The sequence below is a fragment of the Streptomyces sp. NBC_00316 genome (assembly GCF_036158715.1).
Lineage (GTDB): Bacteria > Actinomycetota > Actinomycetes > Streptomycetales > Streptomycetaceae > Streptomyces.
This window is the reverse complement of sequence record NZ_CP108023.1, coordinates 7508561-7524134: the sequence shown is the minus strand read 5'-3', so window position 1 is coordinate 7524134 and position 15574 is coordinate 7508561. Positions and strand designations below refer to the sequence as shown.

Annotated in this window: 15 protein-coding genes; 8 read left to right on the top strand and 7 right to left on the bottom strand. The window is 70.9% G+C overall.

Translation table 11 applies throughout. The features are described 5' to 3' along the window. Positions 1-89: 89 nt before the first annotated feature. Entirely contained in the window at positions 90-860 is a 771-nt protein-coding gene (locus tag OG878_RS33535; protein WP_328890239.1) for a hypothetical protein, read from the bottom strand. After that, positions 857-1483, bottom strand: a complete 627-nt coding sequence (locus tag OG878_RS33530) for an RNA polymerase sigma factor (RefSeq protein ID WP_328890238.1) — start codon at positions 1481-1483, stop codon at positions 857-859. Before OG878_RS33530 ends, OG878_RS33535 begins: the two co-directional genes overlap by 4 nt. A 375-nt stretch (positions 1484-1858) precedes the next feature. Here OG878_RS33530 and OG878_RS33525 point away from each other — a divergent pair, with 375 nt between their 5' ends. The 3 genes from OG878_RS33525 (at position 1859) to mug (ending at position 5278) form a co-directional block, all read left to right on the top strand. Then, complete coding sequence (locus OG878_RS33525; RefSeq protein ID WP_443049186.1) at positions 1859-3148, top strand: APC family permease; 1290 nt, start codon at positions 1859-1861, stop codon at positions 3146-3148. A 110-nt stretch (positions 3149-3258) separates the two neighbouring features. Continuing rightward, positions 3259-4701 carry an adenylosuccinate lyase gene (gene purB, locus OG878_RS33520; protein ID WP_328890237.1) on the top strand — a complete coding sequence of 481 codons (1443 nt, stop codon included), beginning with the start codon at positions 3259-3261 and terminating at the stop codon, positions 4699-4701. A 19-nt stretch (positions 4702-4720) separates the two neighbouring features. Next, positions 4721-5278, top strand: coding sequence for a G/U mismatch-specific DNA glycosylase (mug, locus tag OG878_RS33515; RefSeq protein WP_328890236.1), 558 nt, complete (start codon positions 4721-4723; stop codon positions 5276-5278). Between the two features lie 32 nt (positions 5279-5310). On the opposite strand, the gene OG878_RS33510 is transcribed toward mug, so the two are convergent. The 3 genes from OG878_RS33510 to OG878_RS33500 form a co-directional block, all read right to left on the bottom strand. Further along, on the bottom strand, positions 5311-5745 hold the full coding sequence (locus tag OG878_RS33510) for a hypothetical protein (RefSeq protein WP_328890235.1): 435 nt from the start codon (positions 5743-5745) through the stop codon (positions 5311-5313). Positions 5746-5902: 157 nt separating this feature from the next. Beyond that, positions 5903-6640, bottom strand: a complete 738-nt coding sequence (locus tag OG878_RS33505; protein ID WP_328890234.1) for an ABC transporter permease — start codon at positions 6638-6640, stop codon at positions 5903-5905. A 2-nt stretch (positions 6641-6642) separates the two neighbouring features. Beyond that, entirely contained in the window at positions 6643-7581 is a 939-nt protein-coding gene (locus OG878_RS33500) for an ABC transporter ATP-binding protein (protein ID WP_328890233.1), read from the bottom strand. A gap of 108 nt (positions 7582-7689) precedes the next feature. Between OG878_RS33500 and OG878_RS33495 the strand changes: the two genes are divergently transcribed. From OG878_RS33495 to OG878_RS33485, 3 genes are all read left to right on the top strand, one after another. Then, on the top strand, positions 7690-8859 hold the full coding sequence (locus tag OG878_RS33495) for a sensor histidine kinase (RefSeq protein ID WP_328890232.1): 1170 nt from the start codon (positions 7690-7692) through the stop codon (positions 8857-8859). A 9-nt stretch (positions 8860-8868) separates the two neighbouring features. After that, positions 8869-9519, top strand: a complete 651-nt coding sequence (locus OG878_RS33490; RefSeq protein ID WP_328890231.1) for a response regulator transcription factor — start codon at positions 8869-8871, stop codon at positions 9517-9519. Positions 9520-9618: 99 nt separating this feature from the next. Next, a complete protein-coding gene (locus tag OG878_RS33485; protein ID WP_277324953.1) occupies positions 9619-10776 on the top strand; it encodes an ROK family transcriptional regulator in 1158 nt (385 codons plus the stop codon). Between the two features lie 44 nt (positions 10777-10820). On the opposite strand, the gene OG878_RS33480 is transcribed toward OG878_RS33485, so the two are convergent. Both OG878_RS33480 and OG878_RS33475 read right to left on the bottom strand, forming a co-directional pair. Next, positions 10821-11588: a GntR family transcriptional regulator gene (locus OG878_RS33480; protein ID WP_328890230.1), complete on the bottom strand. Its 768-nt coding sequence runs from the start codon at positions 11586-11588 to the stop codon at positions 10821-10823. 256 nt (positions 11589-11844) lie between these two features. Beyond that, a complete protein-coding gene (locus tag OG878_RS33475) occupies positions 11845-12729 on the bottom strand; it encodes an RNA polymerase sigma-70 factor (protein ID WP_328890229.1) in 885 nt (294 codons plus the stop codon). A 199-nt stretch (positions 12730-12928) separates the two neighbouring features. Between OG878_RS33475 and OG878_RS33470 the strand changes: the two genes are divergently transcribed. After that, complete coding sequence (locus OG878_RS33470) at positions 12929-13759, top strand: alpha/beta fold hydrolase (RefSeq protein ID WP_328890228.1); 831 nt, start codon at positions 12929-12931, stop codon at positions 13757-13759. Between the two features lie 201 nt (positions 13760-13960). Then, positions 13961-15541, top strand: coding sequence for an alkaline phosphatase D family protein (locus OG878_RS33465; protein ID WP_328890227.1), 1581 nt, complete (start codon positions 13961-13963; stop codon positions 15539-15541). Positions 15542-15574 lie beyond the last annotated feature (33 nt).

Sequence of the window (15574 nt, the reverse complement as noted above, 5' to 3'; positions counted from 1 at the left end):
GTACCCGTCGGCGCGCTCCGTCCCGCCGTCGGGGGTCCTGGCACTCTGCCATGCGAAAAGTCGTCCCGTTGGTGCCGGCCGGTCCGGGTTCAGCGTGCGCCGGAGTCGTCCGGGGTGTCGCTCCTGGACTCCTTCGCGGGTTTCGGGCCGCTCGGAGTCGGTTCCGGGCCGCCTGAACCGGGCTCCGGCCGCCGGCCCTTGCCGGTGCCCTGCTTCTCCTGCGCTGTCCGGGGGCCGAGAAGTCTGTCGCAGTAGCCCGGCACCGCCGACGCCCCGCCGGCCGTCGCCGACAACCGGTCGAACCCGGACGCGTCCTGGGCCTTGCCCCTCCCCTGCACCAGGCGGTACGCACGGCAGAGCCCCGTGTCGTCCTGCGCCCGGCCCGGGTGTCCGGCCGCAGGCCCGGTGCCTGCGGCGTCCGTCACGCCGTGCTGCGTCCCGTCCGCACCCGGCATCGGCGTTTCGCGGGGGCGGCCGCCGGGCGAGTCCGGCTCGCCGTTCGTCGAGTGGGTGGGGTGCGGCCGCTGGTCACCGCGGTCGCCGAACGGTGTCGGTACGGCTCCCGAACCCGCGGCCACCGCGACCCCGCCCAGCATGGCCGCGGCCGCGAAGCCGGCGGCCATCGCCCGCAGAGAGCGCGCCCCGCGCCGCCGTTCGACCGGTCGCCAGTCGTCACGCCGACGCCGGAGCAGGGGCGGGACCGGTACGTGTGCGCCCTCGTCGCGCGCCGTGCGAAACGCATCGAGCGCCCGCTCCTCGGCCCTGGGGCCGGTCTCACCCACCCGCTGTGCCGCTGTGAGCAGGGCGGCCACTTCGGGGGGCACCGGCATGCCGGTCGTCCGCTGCGTCTCGTCTCTCATGTCTCATCTCTCAGCGTGCGGCGCGTCGCAGACGTCACAGTGCCCGTCCCGGCCGAAGTCATGCGCTCCGCCAGTCTCTTCAGTCCGCGGTACGCGGAGGTGCGTACGGCCCCTGCTCGCTTGCCGAGCACTCGCGCCGCCGCGGGACCGTCCAGACCGACGACGACGCGCAGCAGCACGGCCTCCGCCTGCTCCTGGGGCAACTGCCTGATGAGTGCGAGCGCCTGCTCGGTGGAGAGGGCCTCCAGAGCGGCCGCGGCCGTGTCATGACCGCCCGGCAGATCGAGAACGTCCTGTTCCAGGAGTGCGGTACGCGGCCGCCGCTTCTGTCTGCGCAGATGGTCCAGTGCCCGGTGCCGGGCGATCGTGGCGGTCCAGCCGCGGAATCCCGCCCCGTCGCCACGGAACCGCCCCAGGTCGCGGGAGATCTCCAGCCAGGCGTCGGAGGCCACGTCCTCGCCGTCCTCGCCGACCAGCCCCCTTACGTAGCCGAGCAGTCCGGGATGGACCAGCCGGTACGCCACTGCGAAGGCTTCCTCGTCCCCCTGCTGGGCCCGCTCCACCGCAGCGCCGAGCTCGGCATCGTCCACCTGCCCGCGGCGCTGTTCCCCGCCCTTGGCCACACTTTCCTCTTCGTACCGGCTGCGTCAGACGCGCGCAGCCCAGACACCGCCCGCCGCGCCCGTCCCCCAGGACCCGCGAGCCTCTCAAGTACTTCTGCGTGACAGCGCACAGAAATGTCACAGCGAGGAGCCTCGCTGCGCCCCGGATCCCTGCAACTCGCGCGAGCCGAGGGGGCTGTGGGGAATCGGACGCGGTGGCCGGCGCGATCACGACGCGCCGCGTGAGGTCTCGAGGCGGCGGCACCCGTCTCCCGGTCGCGGCACGGAGGGGCTCCGGTCATGCCGTGCGGCAGTTGTCGTCCACCGTCGCGTCACCTTCGCGCTGTACGGTGCCGCCGAGCACACGGTGCAGGTGCGGGAAGGGGTGAGTGAGGGGTGGCTGCGTTGGCTGGTGCTGCGGGGGGCACCGCTGGACTGAGGCGCCGTCTGGGGGTCTTCGACGCGACCGTCATCGGCCTGGGCTCGATGATCGGTGCGGGTGTCTTCGTCGCACTCGCTCCCGCCGCCCGCGCGGCCGGGTCGGGGCTTCTGATCGGTCTGGCCGTGGCCGCGGTCGTGGCGTACTGCAACGCCACGTCGTCGGCGCGGCTCGCGGCCCGCCATCCGGCGTCCGGCGGGACGTATGTCTACGGGCGGGAACGGCTGGGTCCGTTCTGGGGCTACCTGGCCGGGTGGAGTTTCGTCGTCGGGAAGACGGCCTCCTGCGCGGCCATGGCCCTGACCGTCGGCGCCTATGCCTGGCCCGGGCAGACGCATGCTGTGGCAGTCGGCGCGGTGGTGGCGCTCACCACCGTGAACTGCCTGGGCGTGCAGAAGTCCGCGTGGCTGACCAGAGCAGTCGTGGCCGTGGTCCTCGCGGTACTCGCCGCCGTCGTCACTGTGTGCCTGACCGACGGCGGCGTCCAGGCGTCCCGCCTCGCGCCGGGTCCGGACGCCACGGTGGGCGGGGTGCTGCAGGCGGCGGGGCTGCTGTTCTTCGCCTTCGCCGGTTACGCCCGGATCGCCACCCTCGGCGAGGAGGTCCGGGACCCGGCCCGCACGATCCCCCGTGCCGTCCCCCTGGCTCTGGGGATCACGCTGATCGTGTACGCGGCGGTCGGCGTCGCGGTGCTGTCGGTCCTGGGTCCGGCCCGGCTGGCCGACGCCGCAGCCCCGCTGGCGGACGCGGTGCGCGCGGCGGGCGCCCCGGGACTGGTGCCGGTCGTCCGCGTGGGTGCGGCGGTCGCCGCACTCGGTTCGCTGCTCGCCCTGCTGCTCGGCGTCTCCCGTACGACGCTGGCGATGGCCCGCGACCGCCATCTGCCGCATTCCCTGGCCGCCGTCCATCCCCGTTTCGCCGTCCCGCACCGCGCCGAACTCGCCGTGGGTGCGATCGCCGCCCTCGTGGCTGCCACCGGTGATGTCCGCGGCGCGATCGGGTTCTCCTCCTTCGGCGTACTGCTGTACTACGCCATCGCCAACGCGGCCGCCCTCACCCTCGCGCCGGCCGAGGGCCGTCCCGTACGCGCGGTTCCGGTTCTCGGTCTGGCCGGCTGCCTGGTTCTCGCCCTCACGCTTCCCGTGCCGTCGGTGCTGTCGGGCGCAGCGGTGGCGCTGATCGGCACGGCCGTCTACGGCCTGCGCAGGGGCCGGACCCCGCGTGGCCGAAACCGGCGACAGGGGTGAACGAGGACCGCGGCCGGACGGCCTCTCCCGCACGGGACGCCGCGTTCGTAGCAAGCCACAAACCGGGCCGCGTCGCTGGCCTGCAGAAACCGCCAGTAGAATCTGGACACGTGACTGCTGTGTCTGCGAAGCCTCGCATCCCCAATGTCCTGGCCGGCCGCTATGCCTCCACGGAGCTGGCCGTCCTCTGGTCCCCCGAGCAGAAGGTGAAGCTGGAGCGCCAGCTGTGGCTGGCGGTGCTGCGCGCTCAGAAGGACCTCGGGATCGAGGTGCCCGACGCGGCCCTCGCCGATTACGAGCGTGTCCTCGACCAGGTCGACCTCGTCTCCATCGCCGAGCGCGAGAAGGTCACCCGGCACGACGTCAAGGCGCGGATCGAAGAGTTCAACGCTCTCGCCGGGCACGAGCAGGTCCACAAGGGCATGACCTCCCGGGACCTCACCGAGAACGTCGAGCAGTTGCAGATCCGGCTCTCGCTGGAGCTGATGCGGGACCGTACGGTGGCCGTCCTCGCCCGGCTCGGCAAGCTGGCGGGCGAGTACGGCGAGCTGGTCATGGCCGGTCGCTCCCACAACGTCGCCGCCCAGGCGACCACCCTCGGCAAGCGCTTCGCCACGGCCGCCGACGAGCTGCTGGTGGCCTACGGGCGCCTCGAGGACCTGCTGGGCCGCTACCCGCTGCGCGGCATCAAGGGCCCCGTCGGCACGGCGCAGGACATGCTCGACCTGCTGGGCGGCGACGCCGGGAAACTCGCCGAGCTGGAACAGCGCATCGCCGGCCACCTCGGTTTCGGACAGGCGTTCACCTCGGTCGGCCAGGTCTACCCCCGCTCGCTCGACTACGACGTGGTGACCGCGTTGGTGCAGCTGGCCGCCGCACCTTCGTCGGTCGCGAAGACGATCCGCCTGATGGCCGGGCACGAGCTGGTCACCGAGGGCTTCAAGCCGGGTCAGGTCGGTTCGTCCGCGATGCCGCACAAGATGAACACCCGTTCCTGCGAGCGCGTCAACGGCCTGATGGTGATCCTCCGCGGCTACGCCTCCATGACCGGCGAGCTGGCGGGCGACCAGTGGAACGAGGGCGACGTGTCCTGCTCCGTGGTCCGCCGGGTGGCTCTGCCGGACGCCTTCTTCGCGTTCGACGGTCTGCTGGAGACCTTCCTCACGGTGCTCGACGAGTTCGGGGCGTTCCCGGCGGTCGTGGCCCGTGAACTGGACCGGTACCTGCCGTTCCTGGCCACGACGAAGGTGCTGATGGGTGCGGTCCGCGCCGGTGTGGGCCGCGAGCTCGCGCACGAGGCGATCAAGGAGAACGCGGTCGCTTCCGCCCTGGCCATGCGCGAACAGGGCACGGAGCGCAACGAGCTGCTGGACAAGCTGGCTGCCGACGACCGCATCCCGCTGGACCGCGCCCAGCTCGACGCCCTGATGGCCGACAAGCTCTCCTTCACGGGTGCGGCGGGCGACCAGGTCGCCGCGCTCGTCGCCCGGATCGAAGAGATCACAAAGCAGCACCCGGAGGCCGCCGGATACACGCCGGGCTCCATCCTCTGACGGCCGGAACCCCAACCGGATGACGCCCGAAGAGCTCCAGGCCGCCCGCGATCGCACCGTTCCCGATGTGGTCGCGGGCGGCCTGCGTGTGTTGTTCTGCGGAATCAACCCGAGTCTGATGACCGGCGCCACGGGGCACCATTTCGCCCGGCCGGGCAACCGCTTCTGGCCGGTGCTCCACAGGTCGGGCTTCACCCCCCGCCAGTTGAAGCCGTCGGAACAGGGTGAACTGCTGGACTACGGCCTGGGCATCACCAATGTGGTCGCCCGGGCCACGGCGCGCGCCGACGAACTGACCACCGAAGAATTCCGTGAGGGCGGACTGATCCTGGCGGCGAAGGTCGAGCAGCTGCGCCCCCGATGGCTCGCCGTCGTGGGCGTCACGGCCTACCGGACCGCCTTTGACGACCGGCGCGCCAAGATCGGCCCGCAGGACCAGACGATCGGCGGCGCCCGGGTCTGGGCCCTGCCCAACCCCAGCGGCCTGAACGCCCACTGGACCGTGCAGACCATGGCCGAGGAGTACGGACGCCTCCTCGCGGCCGTCGACGCGGACGGTCCCCGCCATCCGGGCTGAGGTTCGGACCGGAGTGGGCCGCAGACGCCGCGTTATGGCGGATCGACATCCGTCACCAGGACGCACAGCTCGCACCCCGGTCCCTCCTCCTCCGTGCAGAGCCCCATCGCGATCCACCGGTCCTCGATGCGCCACAACTGCAGGACCTCGCAGCGTACAACCGCCTCGCGCCAGGGCTCCGGTATCTCCTCACCGGCGATCATCCGCTGCTGCGCACTCCACGGACTGATCCATTGCGGCTCGCCCCAGCGCCCCGTGAGCAGCATCAACAGGGCGTCGTGCTCCGCCAGACACTGAGCCCGGTGATCCAGCCGCGCCGCCTCGTCGTCCCCTTGCCCGGCATCCCCGTGCAGGGACACCGTGTGGTATCCGGGCCCGCTGACTCCCGAGCCCGACCAGATGCGTTCCGTGGGGAAGTCCCGGGTGCGCATCCCGTCGATGAGGCGGAGGTGGTGTGCGCTGGTCATGCCGTCAGTAAACCGTCCGCCACTGACAAGCGGGGCCCTGGTCCGAGCCCTGAGGGGTTTTCAGCCGCCTTCGGCTGTGGCGTATCTGCGTTCTCGACGGCCCACCGGGACTGCGGCAGCAGGCAGATCAGGACCTCGGGAATCGGCGGTCCGGCCCTCAGGCGTCCCTGCGCCGCATCGCCCACCAGCCGGCCAGCAGAGCCGCGCCCGCCCAGGCAGCGGTGACCGCGAGCCCCGTCCACGGCCCCAGGCCGCCGTCCGGATTCTGGTGCAGCACCAACTGTCCTGCCCGGTCGGGCAGATACTGCGCGACGCCGCCCGCGATGTCCCCCACCACGAAGGAGACGATCAGGATGAACGGGATGAGCAGGCTGAGCACGGCGACCGCACTGCGCAGCAGAGCGGTCAGGCCTGCGGCGAGCAGGGCCATCAGGGCCAGGTACATGCCGCCGCCGAGGGCAGCCCGGAGTGCTCCTGGTTCGTCCAGCCCGATCGCGTACTCCCCCATGAACATCTGGCCCACCAGGAACGCCGCAAAGCTGGTCACGAGCCCGACAGCCAGGGCGAGTGTCCCGACGACGGTCATTTTGGCTGCGTAGAAGAGATCGCGGCGTGGCACCGCGGCCAGCGAGATCCTCAGCGCACCGTTCAGGTACTCGGAGGAGAGCGCGGTCGCACCGAAGCTGATGGCTGCGATCTGGCCGAAGTTCAGTGCGTAGAAGGCACCGAAGACGAGATCGGCACCGGGATCGTCGGCCTCGGCCTGGCCGACGGTGGCGAAGGCGAGCACGGTGACGGCGAGTGTCGCCAGGAAGACCGCCATCAGCGAGCCGGCGACGGACCGCACCGATCTGATCTTGATCCACTCGGAACGGAGCACTGCGGCGGTCGACATGGTCAGACCTCCTGACGGTTCGTGGGTGAGGCGGCTGCGGACGCGAATTGCGTCGCATCGGCCGTGAGGTCGAGGTAGGCCTGCTCCAACGTGACCTGCTCGTCGGTGAGTTCAAGGATGGGGATGCCTTCGCGGGCTGCCAGGGGACCGATCTCCTCCGCCTTGGCCCCTTCGACGGTCCAACGCCCGTCGTCGCCCTGCGACAACTCGAATCCCTTGCGGGTCAGCGCATCACGGAGCCGGCCGGACTCGGTCGTGCGCAGGCGCACACGCGGCCGGCTGCGGGAGTCGAGGAACTCCTGCATCGGCAGATCTGCGAGGAGTCTGCCCCGGCCGAGGACCACCAGATGGTCGGCGAACGACGACGTCTCGTTCATCAGGTGACTGGACACCAGAACCGTGCGGCCCTCACGGGCCAGCCTCTTCATCAGTCCGCGGATCCAGACGATGCCTTCCGGGTCCAGCCCGTTCGACGGCTCGTCCAGCACCACGACTTCCGGGTCGCCGAGCAGGGCGGCCGCCATGCCGAGGCGCTGCCGCATGCCGAGCGAGAACGTTCTGATCCGGTGGCTGCCGACCCGGCCGAGTCCCGCCTCCTCCAGTACCTCTTCGACCCTGGTGGGAGCTATGCCGTTACTGGTGGCGAGAGCCAGCAGATGGTTTCGCGCGGTCCGCGAGCCGTGGGCGGCCTGGGCATCGAGCAGCGCACCCACCCGGCGCAGCGGATCGTCGAGCGTGGCGTAGGCACGGCCGCCGATCGTGGCCGTGCCGCCCGTCGGCCGGTCCAGACCGAGAACAAGTCTCATGGTGGTGGACTTGCCTGCGCCGTTGGGGCCGAGGAAGCCGGTGACGCGACCGGGTCGCACGCTGAACGTGAGGCGGTCCACGGCGCGGGTGGTGCCGTATTCCTTGGTGAGTTGATGCACGTCGATGCTGGTCATGTCCTCAGCCTGGCCGCTGCTCCCGGCTCCTGACCTCCCCCACCGGAGGGGATCATCTCCCTCGCTCGGGGGAGCCGCCGCACTCGGGGGCACTGACACGATGGCAGCATGCGCCGCTTCCTCGGTCCGCTGACCGCCCCTGTCACCTACACCCGCTGGCTCCATCTGCTCATCCCGAGCGCGATCGTCAGCGTGTGGCTGTTCATTTCCATGGATACGCCATGGGTGCCGATGATTCTTGCGGTGCCTGTGGGTCTGCTGCCCGCCATGCGGCTCGCCGAGGGCCTTCAGGCCCAGCTGTTGCTCACCCCCGAGGAGCGGGGCAGTCCGGACGCCTCGATCTCGGCTGCTCCCGCGGCGACATGGGCCGGCCGCTGGCGGACCGTGTTCTGGCTGGAAGTGCGGCTGCTGTTCTCCGTCGTGGCGACGTTCGCGACGGTCTGGCTTCCCGCCACGACGGTCGACCTTCTGCTCACCGCGTCGGACACCGGGCCGAGCGACGAATGGCTGTTCCGCTGGGTGGAGCCGCACAGGTGGTACGCCCTGCTGGCGCCACTGCCCCTCCTGGTTCTGGTGGCGGTCATCGTGGTGTGCGGTGAGGGAATCACAGCCGCCGCACGGTGGCTGCTCGGCCGGTCACGGGTGGAGCGGATGACCGCGCTGGAGGAACGCACCGAGCAACTTCTGGAGCGCAATCGCATTGCGCGCGAGCTCCACGACTCGATCGGGCATGCCCTGACGGTCGCGGTCGTGCAGGCCGGGGCGGCGCGGGCGGCGAACGATCCGGAGTTCACCGAGCGGGCACTGGCCGCCATCGAGGAGACGGGCCGGGACGCGCTGGACGATCTGGAACGGGTGCTGCGGGTGCTGCGCGAATCGGAGGCACCGTTGGGTCAGCGGCCGACGCTGGGCGAGGCGGACCGGCTGCTCGAGTCGGCCCGCGGATCGGGGGCGAAGGTCGATTCCGAAGTGACCGGTCCGGTGGAGATGGTGCCCGGCCCCGTGTCGCGCGAGGGTTACCGGATCCTGCAGGAGTCCCTCACCAATGTGCTGCGTCACTCCGGGGCCGTCCCCGTGCGAGTGAGGATCACGGTCACGGACCGGTGGCTGGAGCTCGAAGTGACCAATCCCCTCACCCGGGCGATCGGTACTCCGGGGGGCGGCAGCGGGCTGCGGGGCATACGTGAGCGGGCGGCGCTCCTGGGCGGCAAGGCCAAGACGGGTCCGTACGACGGTGAGTGGCGGGTGCACGCGAGCCTTCCGCTGGACACCGCTTAGGCTGGCCGGATGCCGGTTACCGTTCTCCTGGTCGACGACGAACCGCTCGTACGCGCGGGCCTGCGCGCGGTACTTGAGGCTCAGCCCGATATCGAGGTGGTGGGCGAGGCGGCGGACGGCGCCGCGGTGATCCCGCTCCTGCGCACACTGCGCCCGGATGTGGTGGCGATGGATGTGCGGATGCCGCTGATGGACGGCATCGAGGCGACCCGGGTGGTGCTTCGCACGGTGCCTGATCCGCCGAAGATCCTGGTGGTGACGACGTTCGAAAACGACGAGTACGTGTATGAGGCGCTGCGCGCCGGGGCGGACGGCTTTCTGCTCAAGCGCGCCAGGCCCGCGGAGATCGTGCATGCGGTACGTCTGGTCGCCGAGGGCGAGTCGCTGCTGTTCCCGGCCGCGGTGCGGCAGCTCGCCGCCGAGTACGGGACGAGCAAGGCCAAGGCCGCCATGGAGCGGGCATCGCTCACCGACCGCGAGGCCGCGGTGCTCCGGCTGATGGCCCGGGGGCTGTCGAATGCGGAGATCGCCGCCAAACTGATGGTGGGCGTCGAGACGGTGAAGACCCATGTCAGTGCGGTGCTGGCCAAGTTGGGGGCCAGGGACCGGACCCAGGCGGTGATTGCCGCCTACGAGTCCGGGTTTGTGGCCCCGAGCTGACGTCGGCCCCGCCGGAATCGTCCTGAGGCCCCCAGTCGCTCTGCCCCCGGGCAGCGAGTAGCATCCGCCTGACATGCGCACGAACTGGAAGGGAACACCGTGGGCCGGCTGACCGGTGGGGACCCGTCGCTGTTGCGGCGGATCAATTCCGCGGTGGTACTTCATGCCCTCCGGGGCGCCCACTCCCCCACGCTCACGGACCTGACCCGGATCACCGGTCTGTCCCGGCCCACGGTCGAAGGCGTGATCGAGGGGCTTTTCGAGGCCGGGCTGGTCGTCGAATCCGCACCGGACGAGGGTGGGGCCCGGCGTCAGGGCAGGCCGGCCCGCCGGTTCCGGTTCCGTGCCGAGGCGGGACATCTGCTCGGCATCGAGATCGGCGCCCACCGCATCTCCGCACTTCTGTCGGGACTGGACGGCCGGATCATCGGCGCCGGTTCGCGCGAGGTGTCGGAGACGGCAGGCGCGGACGACCGGCTCGACCGGGTCAGGGCCGTGGTCGCCGATCTCCTGCGGCGTTCCGGGGTGGCCCGGAGCAGTCTGCGTGCAGTCGGGGTGGGCAGTCCGGGCATCGTGGAGGCCGACGGGACCGTACGGCTGGGCACGGCGTTGCCGGACTGGACCGGTCTCGCACTCGGTGAGCGTCTGCGGCGCTCCTTCCGCTGTCCGGTTCTCGTGGAGAACGATGCCAATGCCGCGGCCGTGGCCGAGCATTGGAAGGGCGCAGCCACCGAGTCCGACGACATCGTGTTCGTCCTGGCGGGGCTGAGTCCGGGGGCCGGTTCGCTGATCGGCGGCCGGCTGCACCGCGGCTTCGGTGGTGCGGCGGGCGAGATCGGTGCGCTGCATCTGCTGGGCCGCGAGGCCACGCCGGAGAAGCTGCTGTCGACGACGGACACACCGCTGGACCCACTGGACGAGCAGGCGGTCGCCGCGGTGTTCGCGCAGGCCCGGCATGGCGATGCGCGGGCGACGGCGGCGGTCGAGCGGTTCATCCAGCGTCTGGTGCACGACGTGGCGGCGCTGGTGCTGGCGCTCGACCCGGAGCTGGTGGTGATCGGCGGCTGGGCAGCCGGGCTCGACGGCGTCCTGGATCCGCTCCGTGGCGAACTGAACCGTTACTGTCTGCGGCCGCCGCGGGTGGCTCTGTCGCTCCTCGGCGAGGCGGCCGTGGCCACCGGTGCGCTGCGGCTGGCACTCGATCACGTCGAGGAGCAGCTGTTCGCGGTGGAGGGAACGGTGACGGCCCGCCGCTGAGTGCGGCGGGCCGTGCGTTCAGGGGGCCACCGGCGTGGCCGGCCTCAGGACGCCTGGCGCTCCGGGCCGGAGTGGCTGATCTCCAGGTCGCCCGAGTCGCCGAAGGTGAGCCGGCAGGTGTCGGCCCGGTAGGTGGCGACGGAGACGGCAGCCGTGCCTCCCGCCGCCAGGTAGCGGGTGGTGACAACGAGCACGGGTGCGCCGGGGAGCCGGTCGAGTTCCTTGGCGTCGTCGGCACGTGCCGAACCGAGCTCGACCGACCGGTCCTGGCCGTCGAGGCCGAGGCGGTGCAGTTCACGCACGACGCTTCGGGCGCGCGCGGGCCCCGACGGGCTCTCGATCGCGGACAGTTCGGGAACGGACGACGACGGCACGTACAGCAGCTCCGCCGCGACCGGCTGCCCCTGTGTGACCCGGATCCGGCGCACGACGTGCACGGGCTCGTCGCTCTCCACGTCGAGCATGGCCAGCACCGGTGCGGGTGCCACCGCGGTCGTGCAGTCGACGGCCTGCCAGGCCTCGCCGGCGCCGCCGCCGGTCCAGTCGTGCTGTGCGGTCGAGACGGCCACACCCAGGCGCGGCGGGGCGACGGTGGTCCCGACGCCGCGGCGGCGCTGCAGCCTGCCCTCGAGCTCGAGCTGCTCCAGAGCCTGCCGGAGCGTGGCCCGTGCGACGCCGAACCGGGCAGCGAGCTCACGCTCGTTGGGCAGGATCTCTCCTACCGCAAAGTCCGAGTCGAGTGCCTCACTGAGCACGGTCTTGAGGTGCCAGTACTTCGGCTCCTGTACCGATTCCAGCTGCGTGGTCCCCACCCTGTCCTCCGCAATCACCCGGCGTCTTACTTCCGCGACGTTCTTTATTAAAGGTTCCTGTCTTAACGTTGAGACCATAGGACGGTGCACCCCCTTGGTCAAGACCAATCCTCGTTCCGTCACGCAGCGAAGCAGGGCTCTGCCGCTGAGCGTTCACGGGAAGTTCGTGGTGCCGTGCGGCCCGCGCAGCACGAAGCCCCACGTCCGGGTGGCGGATCCGTGGGGCTTCGGCCGGGGCGGGTTGCAGGTCCGGTGACTATTCGGCGGCCAGACCGACGAGCTTGTCGGGGTTACGGACGATATACACGCATTGGATGATGCCGTCCCTGATGTCGACCTGGAAGACGGAATCGGGTTTGCCGTCCGAAAGCACCAGTACGGCCGGACCGCCGTTGAGCTCCATGAACCGGAAGTCCATGTCCGTGGACTGGCCGTGGGCGACAGCGGCAAGGAAGCGGCCCACCTTGTCCCGGCTCTCGATTATCCGCAGCGGCGCCTTCGTCTTTCCCCCGCTGTCGCCGACCAGTCGCACATCGGGGGCGAGCAGTGTCATCAGTTCCTCGATGTCGCCCCCCGCCGCGGCAGCGAGGAACCGCTGCGTGAGGTCACGGCGCTGGGCCGGGTCGACGTCGTAACGGGGCTTGCGCTCCTCCACGTGCCGCCGGGCGCGCCCGGCGATCTGACGCACGGCCGCCTCGGTCCGGTCGAGGGTCGCGGCGATCTCCGCGAAGGGAAAGCCGAAGGCCTCGCGCAGGACGAAGACGGCGCGCTCCAGCGGGGAGAGCGATTCGAGGACGACCAGCACGGCGACCGACACGGAGTCCGCGAGCACGGCCCGTTCGGCGGTGTCGGGAACCGCGGGCCCGAAGTCGGTGACCAGCGGTTCGGGCAGCCATGGCCCGACGTACGCCTCACGGCGCGTCTGCACCTGTCGCAGTCGGTCGATGGCCAGGCGGGTGGTGATCCGTACGAGAAACGCCCTCGGCTCGCGTACGTCCTCGCGCGGCACGGACGACCAGCGCAGCCATGCCTCCTGCACCACGTCCTCGGCGTCGGCGATGCGGCCGAGCATGCGGTAGGCGACCCCGGTGAGGACGGGGCGGTGTTCTTCGAAAAGGTCGGTCACGATGTCGGCTGTCACGGTTCCATCCCAGCCGACACACCGTGCCGTGTCCAGGGAGAATCACGGGCCCCCTTGAACTGCGGTCTACTGAGCGGTAATTGTTGTTGACGGAACGTCTAAATCCTTTCGAGAAGAGTCCTTTGCGGCCCGGCACTTTGCTGGGCGGCGCGCTCGAACACCTTCACTTCCACACGCGACCCACCCCGGGAGCAGCCTCATGGCCACCACGGTCTCGTTCACCGCCGACTCGCCCCGAGGACCGCGGACCGTGTCCGTGGCGTACCGGCGGACCGGTTCCGGAGAGCCGTTGTTGCTGCTCCACGGCATCGGACACCACCATCAGGCATGGGATCCGGTGCTGCCGGTACTGACACTGGAGCGGGACGTCATAGCCGTGGATCTGCCCGGCTTCGGCGTCTCCCCGGCTCTCCCGGACGGTGTTCCGTACGACCTCGGGAGCGTGGTCCCGGTGCTCGGTGCGTTCTGTGAGGCGCTCGACGTGGACCGACCGCATGTCGCGGGGAACTCGCTCGGCGGGCTGCTGGCCCTGGAGCTGGGCCGTGCGAAGCTCGTGAGGTCGGTGACGGCGCTGTCGCCTGCCGGGTTCTGGACGGAGGGCGAGCGGCGCTACGCATTCGCAACGCTGCGGGCGATGCGGCAGGGCGCACGGGCAATGCCGTTGCCGTTGATCGAACGGCTCTCGCGCAGTGCGGCCGGGCGGGCGGCCCTGACGAGCACCATCTACGCGCGGCCCGGCCGCCGTTCGCCGGAGGCCGTCGTCGCGGAGACCCTCGCCCTGCGCGAGGCGACCGGATTCCACGAGACGCTCGACGTCGGACGGAGTGTCGCGTTCACCGGCGATGTGCCGGGGCTGCCGGTGACCGTCGCCTGGGGCAGCCGCGACCGTCTGCTGCTGCGCCGGCAGGGGATCAGGGCCAAGCACACCATCCCCGGCGCCCGGCTGGTGCGGCTGCCCGGCTGCGGACACGTGCCGATGAACGACGATCCGGCACTCGTGGCACGCGTCATCCTCGACACCGGTCGCTGAACGGACGGCAGCCCCCGGACCGGCGCACCCACCGGCGTGTCGCGCCACGGGGCGCCCAACGGGAGGCTCGCGAACGGGACATGGAAACGGGTGCGGCCCGCTGTTCACCTGAGGTTGGTGTGCTCGCCGCCGACGGGCACAAAGGTGGGGCAGGTCGACCGGCCACCCATACCTCTGTCCCGCTGCCCCGGAGGCACCTTCATGTCGTACCGTCCACGCATTTCTGCGCCGGACCGCCGCGCTGTGCTGCGCGGTTCCCTGGCCGCTTCGGCCGCGCTCGCCCTCCCCGTGGCTGCGGGGGCGGCCCCGGCCTTCGCTCTGTCCGGACGGCCGCGCGCGGCCTGGGGCGTTCAGGTCGGTGACGTCACCGCATCGTCCGCCCTGGTCTGGGTGCGTTCCGACCGTCCGGCACGGATGATCGTGGAGACGTCGGCCACCGAGTCGTTCCGGCGGTCCCACACCTGGCACGGGCCTCTGCTCGGTCCCGGTACCGACTTCACCGGCACGACGGCGCTGTACGGGCTGCCCGCGGGAGAACAGGTGCACTACCGGGTGACGCTCGCGTCCCCGGACGATCCGCGCCGGACCGGTGAGCCGGTGTACGGGACGTTCCGTACCGCGCCCGCCCGCCGCCGGGACGGGGTCCGCTTCCTGTGGTCCGGCGACATCGCGGGACAGGGCTGGGGCATCAACCCGGACATCGGTGGCTACCAGGTGTACGACGAGATGCGCCGTCTCGACCCGGACTTCTTTCTCTGCAGTGGCGACAACATCTACGCGGACGGGGTGATCGAGCCGAGCGTGACGCTGCCCGACGGCCGGGTCTGGCGCAACATCACCACCGAGGAGAAGGCGAAGGTCGCCGAGACGCTCGCGGAGTACCGCGGGAACTTCCGCTACAACCTCCTGGACGACAACCTGAGGAAGTTCAACGCACAGGTGCCCTCGATCATCCAGTGGGACGACCACGAGGTCCGCAACAACTGGTATCCGGGCCAGATCCTGGACGACGTCCGGTACACCGAGAAGAACGTGGACGTCCTGGCCTCGCGTTCGATGCAGGCGTTCCGCGAGTACTTCCCGGTGTCCACGCTGCACACGTCGTCCGGTGACGGCCGGGTGCACCGGGTGGTGCGGCACGGCCCGCTGCTCGACGTGTTCGTCCTCGACATGCGGTCGTTCCGCAATGCCAACTCCCCCGGCCGGCAGCCCGACGACACCACAGGCATCCTCGGCGCCGAGCAGCTCGAGTGGCTCAAGCGCGAACTGTCGCGGTCCCGCGCGGTGTGGAAGGTGATCGCCGCGGACATGCCGCTGGGGCTGGTCGTCACGGACGGGGCGACGGACTTCGAGGCCGTGGCCCAGGGCGATCCCGGCGCCCCGCTCGGCCGTGAGCTGCAGATCGCGGAGCTGCTGCGGTTCGTCAAGCACCGCCGGATCACCGGCACACTCTGGCTGACGGCCGATGTGCACTACACCTCGGCGCAGCATTACGCCCCCGAGCGCGCGGCGTTCAAGGACTTCGCACCGTTCTGGGAGTTCGTGTCGGGGCCGCTGGCCGCGGGTGGCTTCCCCGCCACTGCGCTGGACGGCACGTTCGGTCCCGACCAGGTCTTCGTGCGCGCGCCCGACCGGGCGAATGTGTCGCCGATGGAGTCGCCGCAGTTCTTCGGCGAGGTCGACATCGACGGTGACAGCGGCGAGTTGACGGTACGGCTGCGGGCCCAGGGCGGCTCCGTGCTGTTCAGCAAGGTGTTGCAGCCGGGACGCGTGGGACAGTGAACCTGCCCTGCTGACCTCCATGGGCGGGGGGCG

Excerpts from the sequence above, each read along its gene's own strand:
- OG878_RS33465 (WP_328890227.1), top strand. The coding sequence starts at position 13,961 with ATGTCGTACCGTCCACGCATTTCTGCGCCGGACCGCCGCGCTGTGCTG.
- OG878_RS33535 (WP_328890239.1), bottom strand. The coding sequence starts at position 860 with ATGAGAGACGAGACGCAGCGGACGACCGGCATGCCGGTGCCCCCCGAA.
- OG878_RS33510 (WP_328890235.1), bottom strand. The coding sequence starts at position 5,745 with ATGACCAGCGCACACCACCTCCGCCTCATCGACGGGATGCGCACCCGG.
- OG878_RS33470 (WP_328890228.1), top strand. The coding sequence starts at position 12,929 with ATGGCCACCACGGTCTCGTTCACCGCCGACTCGCCCCGAGGACCGCGG.
- OG878_RS33495 (WP_328890232.1), top strand. The coding sequence starts at position 7,690 with ATGCGCCGCTTCCTCGGTCCGCTGACCGCCCCTGTCACCTACACCCGC.
- mug (WP_328890236.1), top strand. The coding sequence starts at position 4,721 with ATGACGCCCGAAGAGCTCCAGGCCGCCCGCGATCGCACCGTTCCCGAT.
- OG878_RS33505 (WP_328890234.1), bottom strand. The coding sequence starts at position 6,640 with ATGTCGACCGCCGCAGTGCTCCGTTCCGAGTGGATCAAGATCAGATCG.
- OG878_RS33490 (WP_328890231.1), top strand. The coding sequence starts at position 8,869 with ATGCCGGTTACCGTTCTCCTGGTCGACGACGAACCGCTCGTACGCGCG.
- OG878_RS33500 (WP_328890233.1), bottom strand. The coding sequence starts at position 7,581 with ATGACCAGCATCGACGTGCATCAACTCACCAAGGAATACGGCACCACC.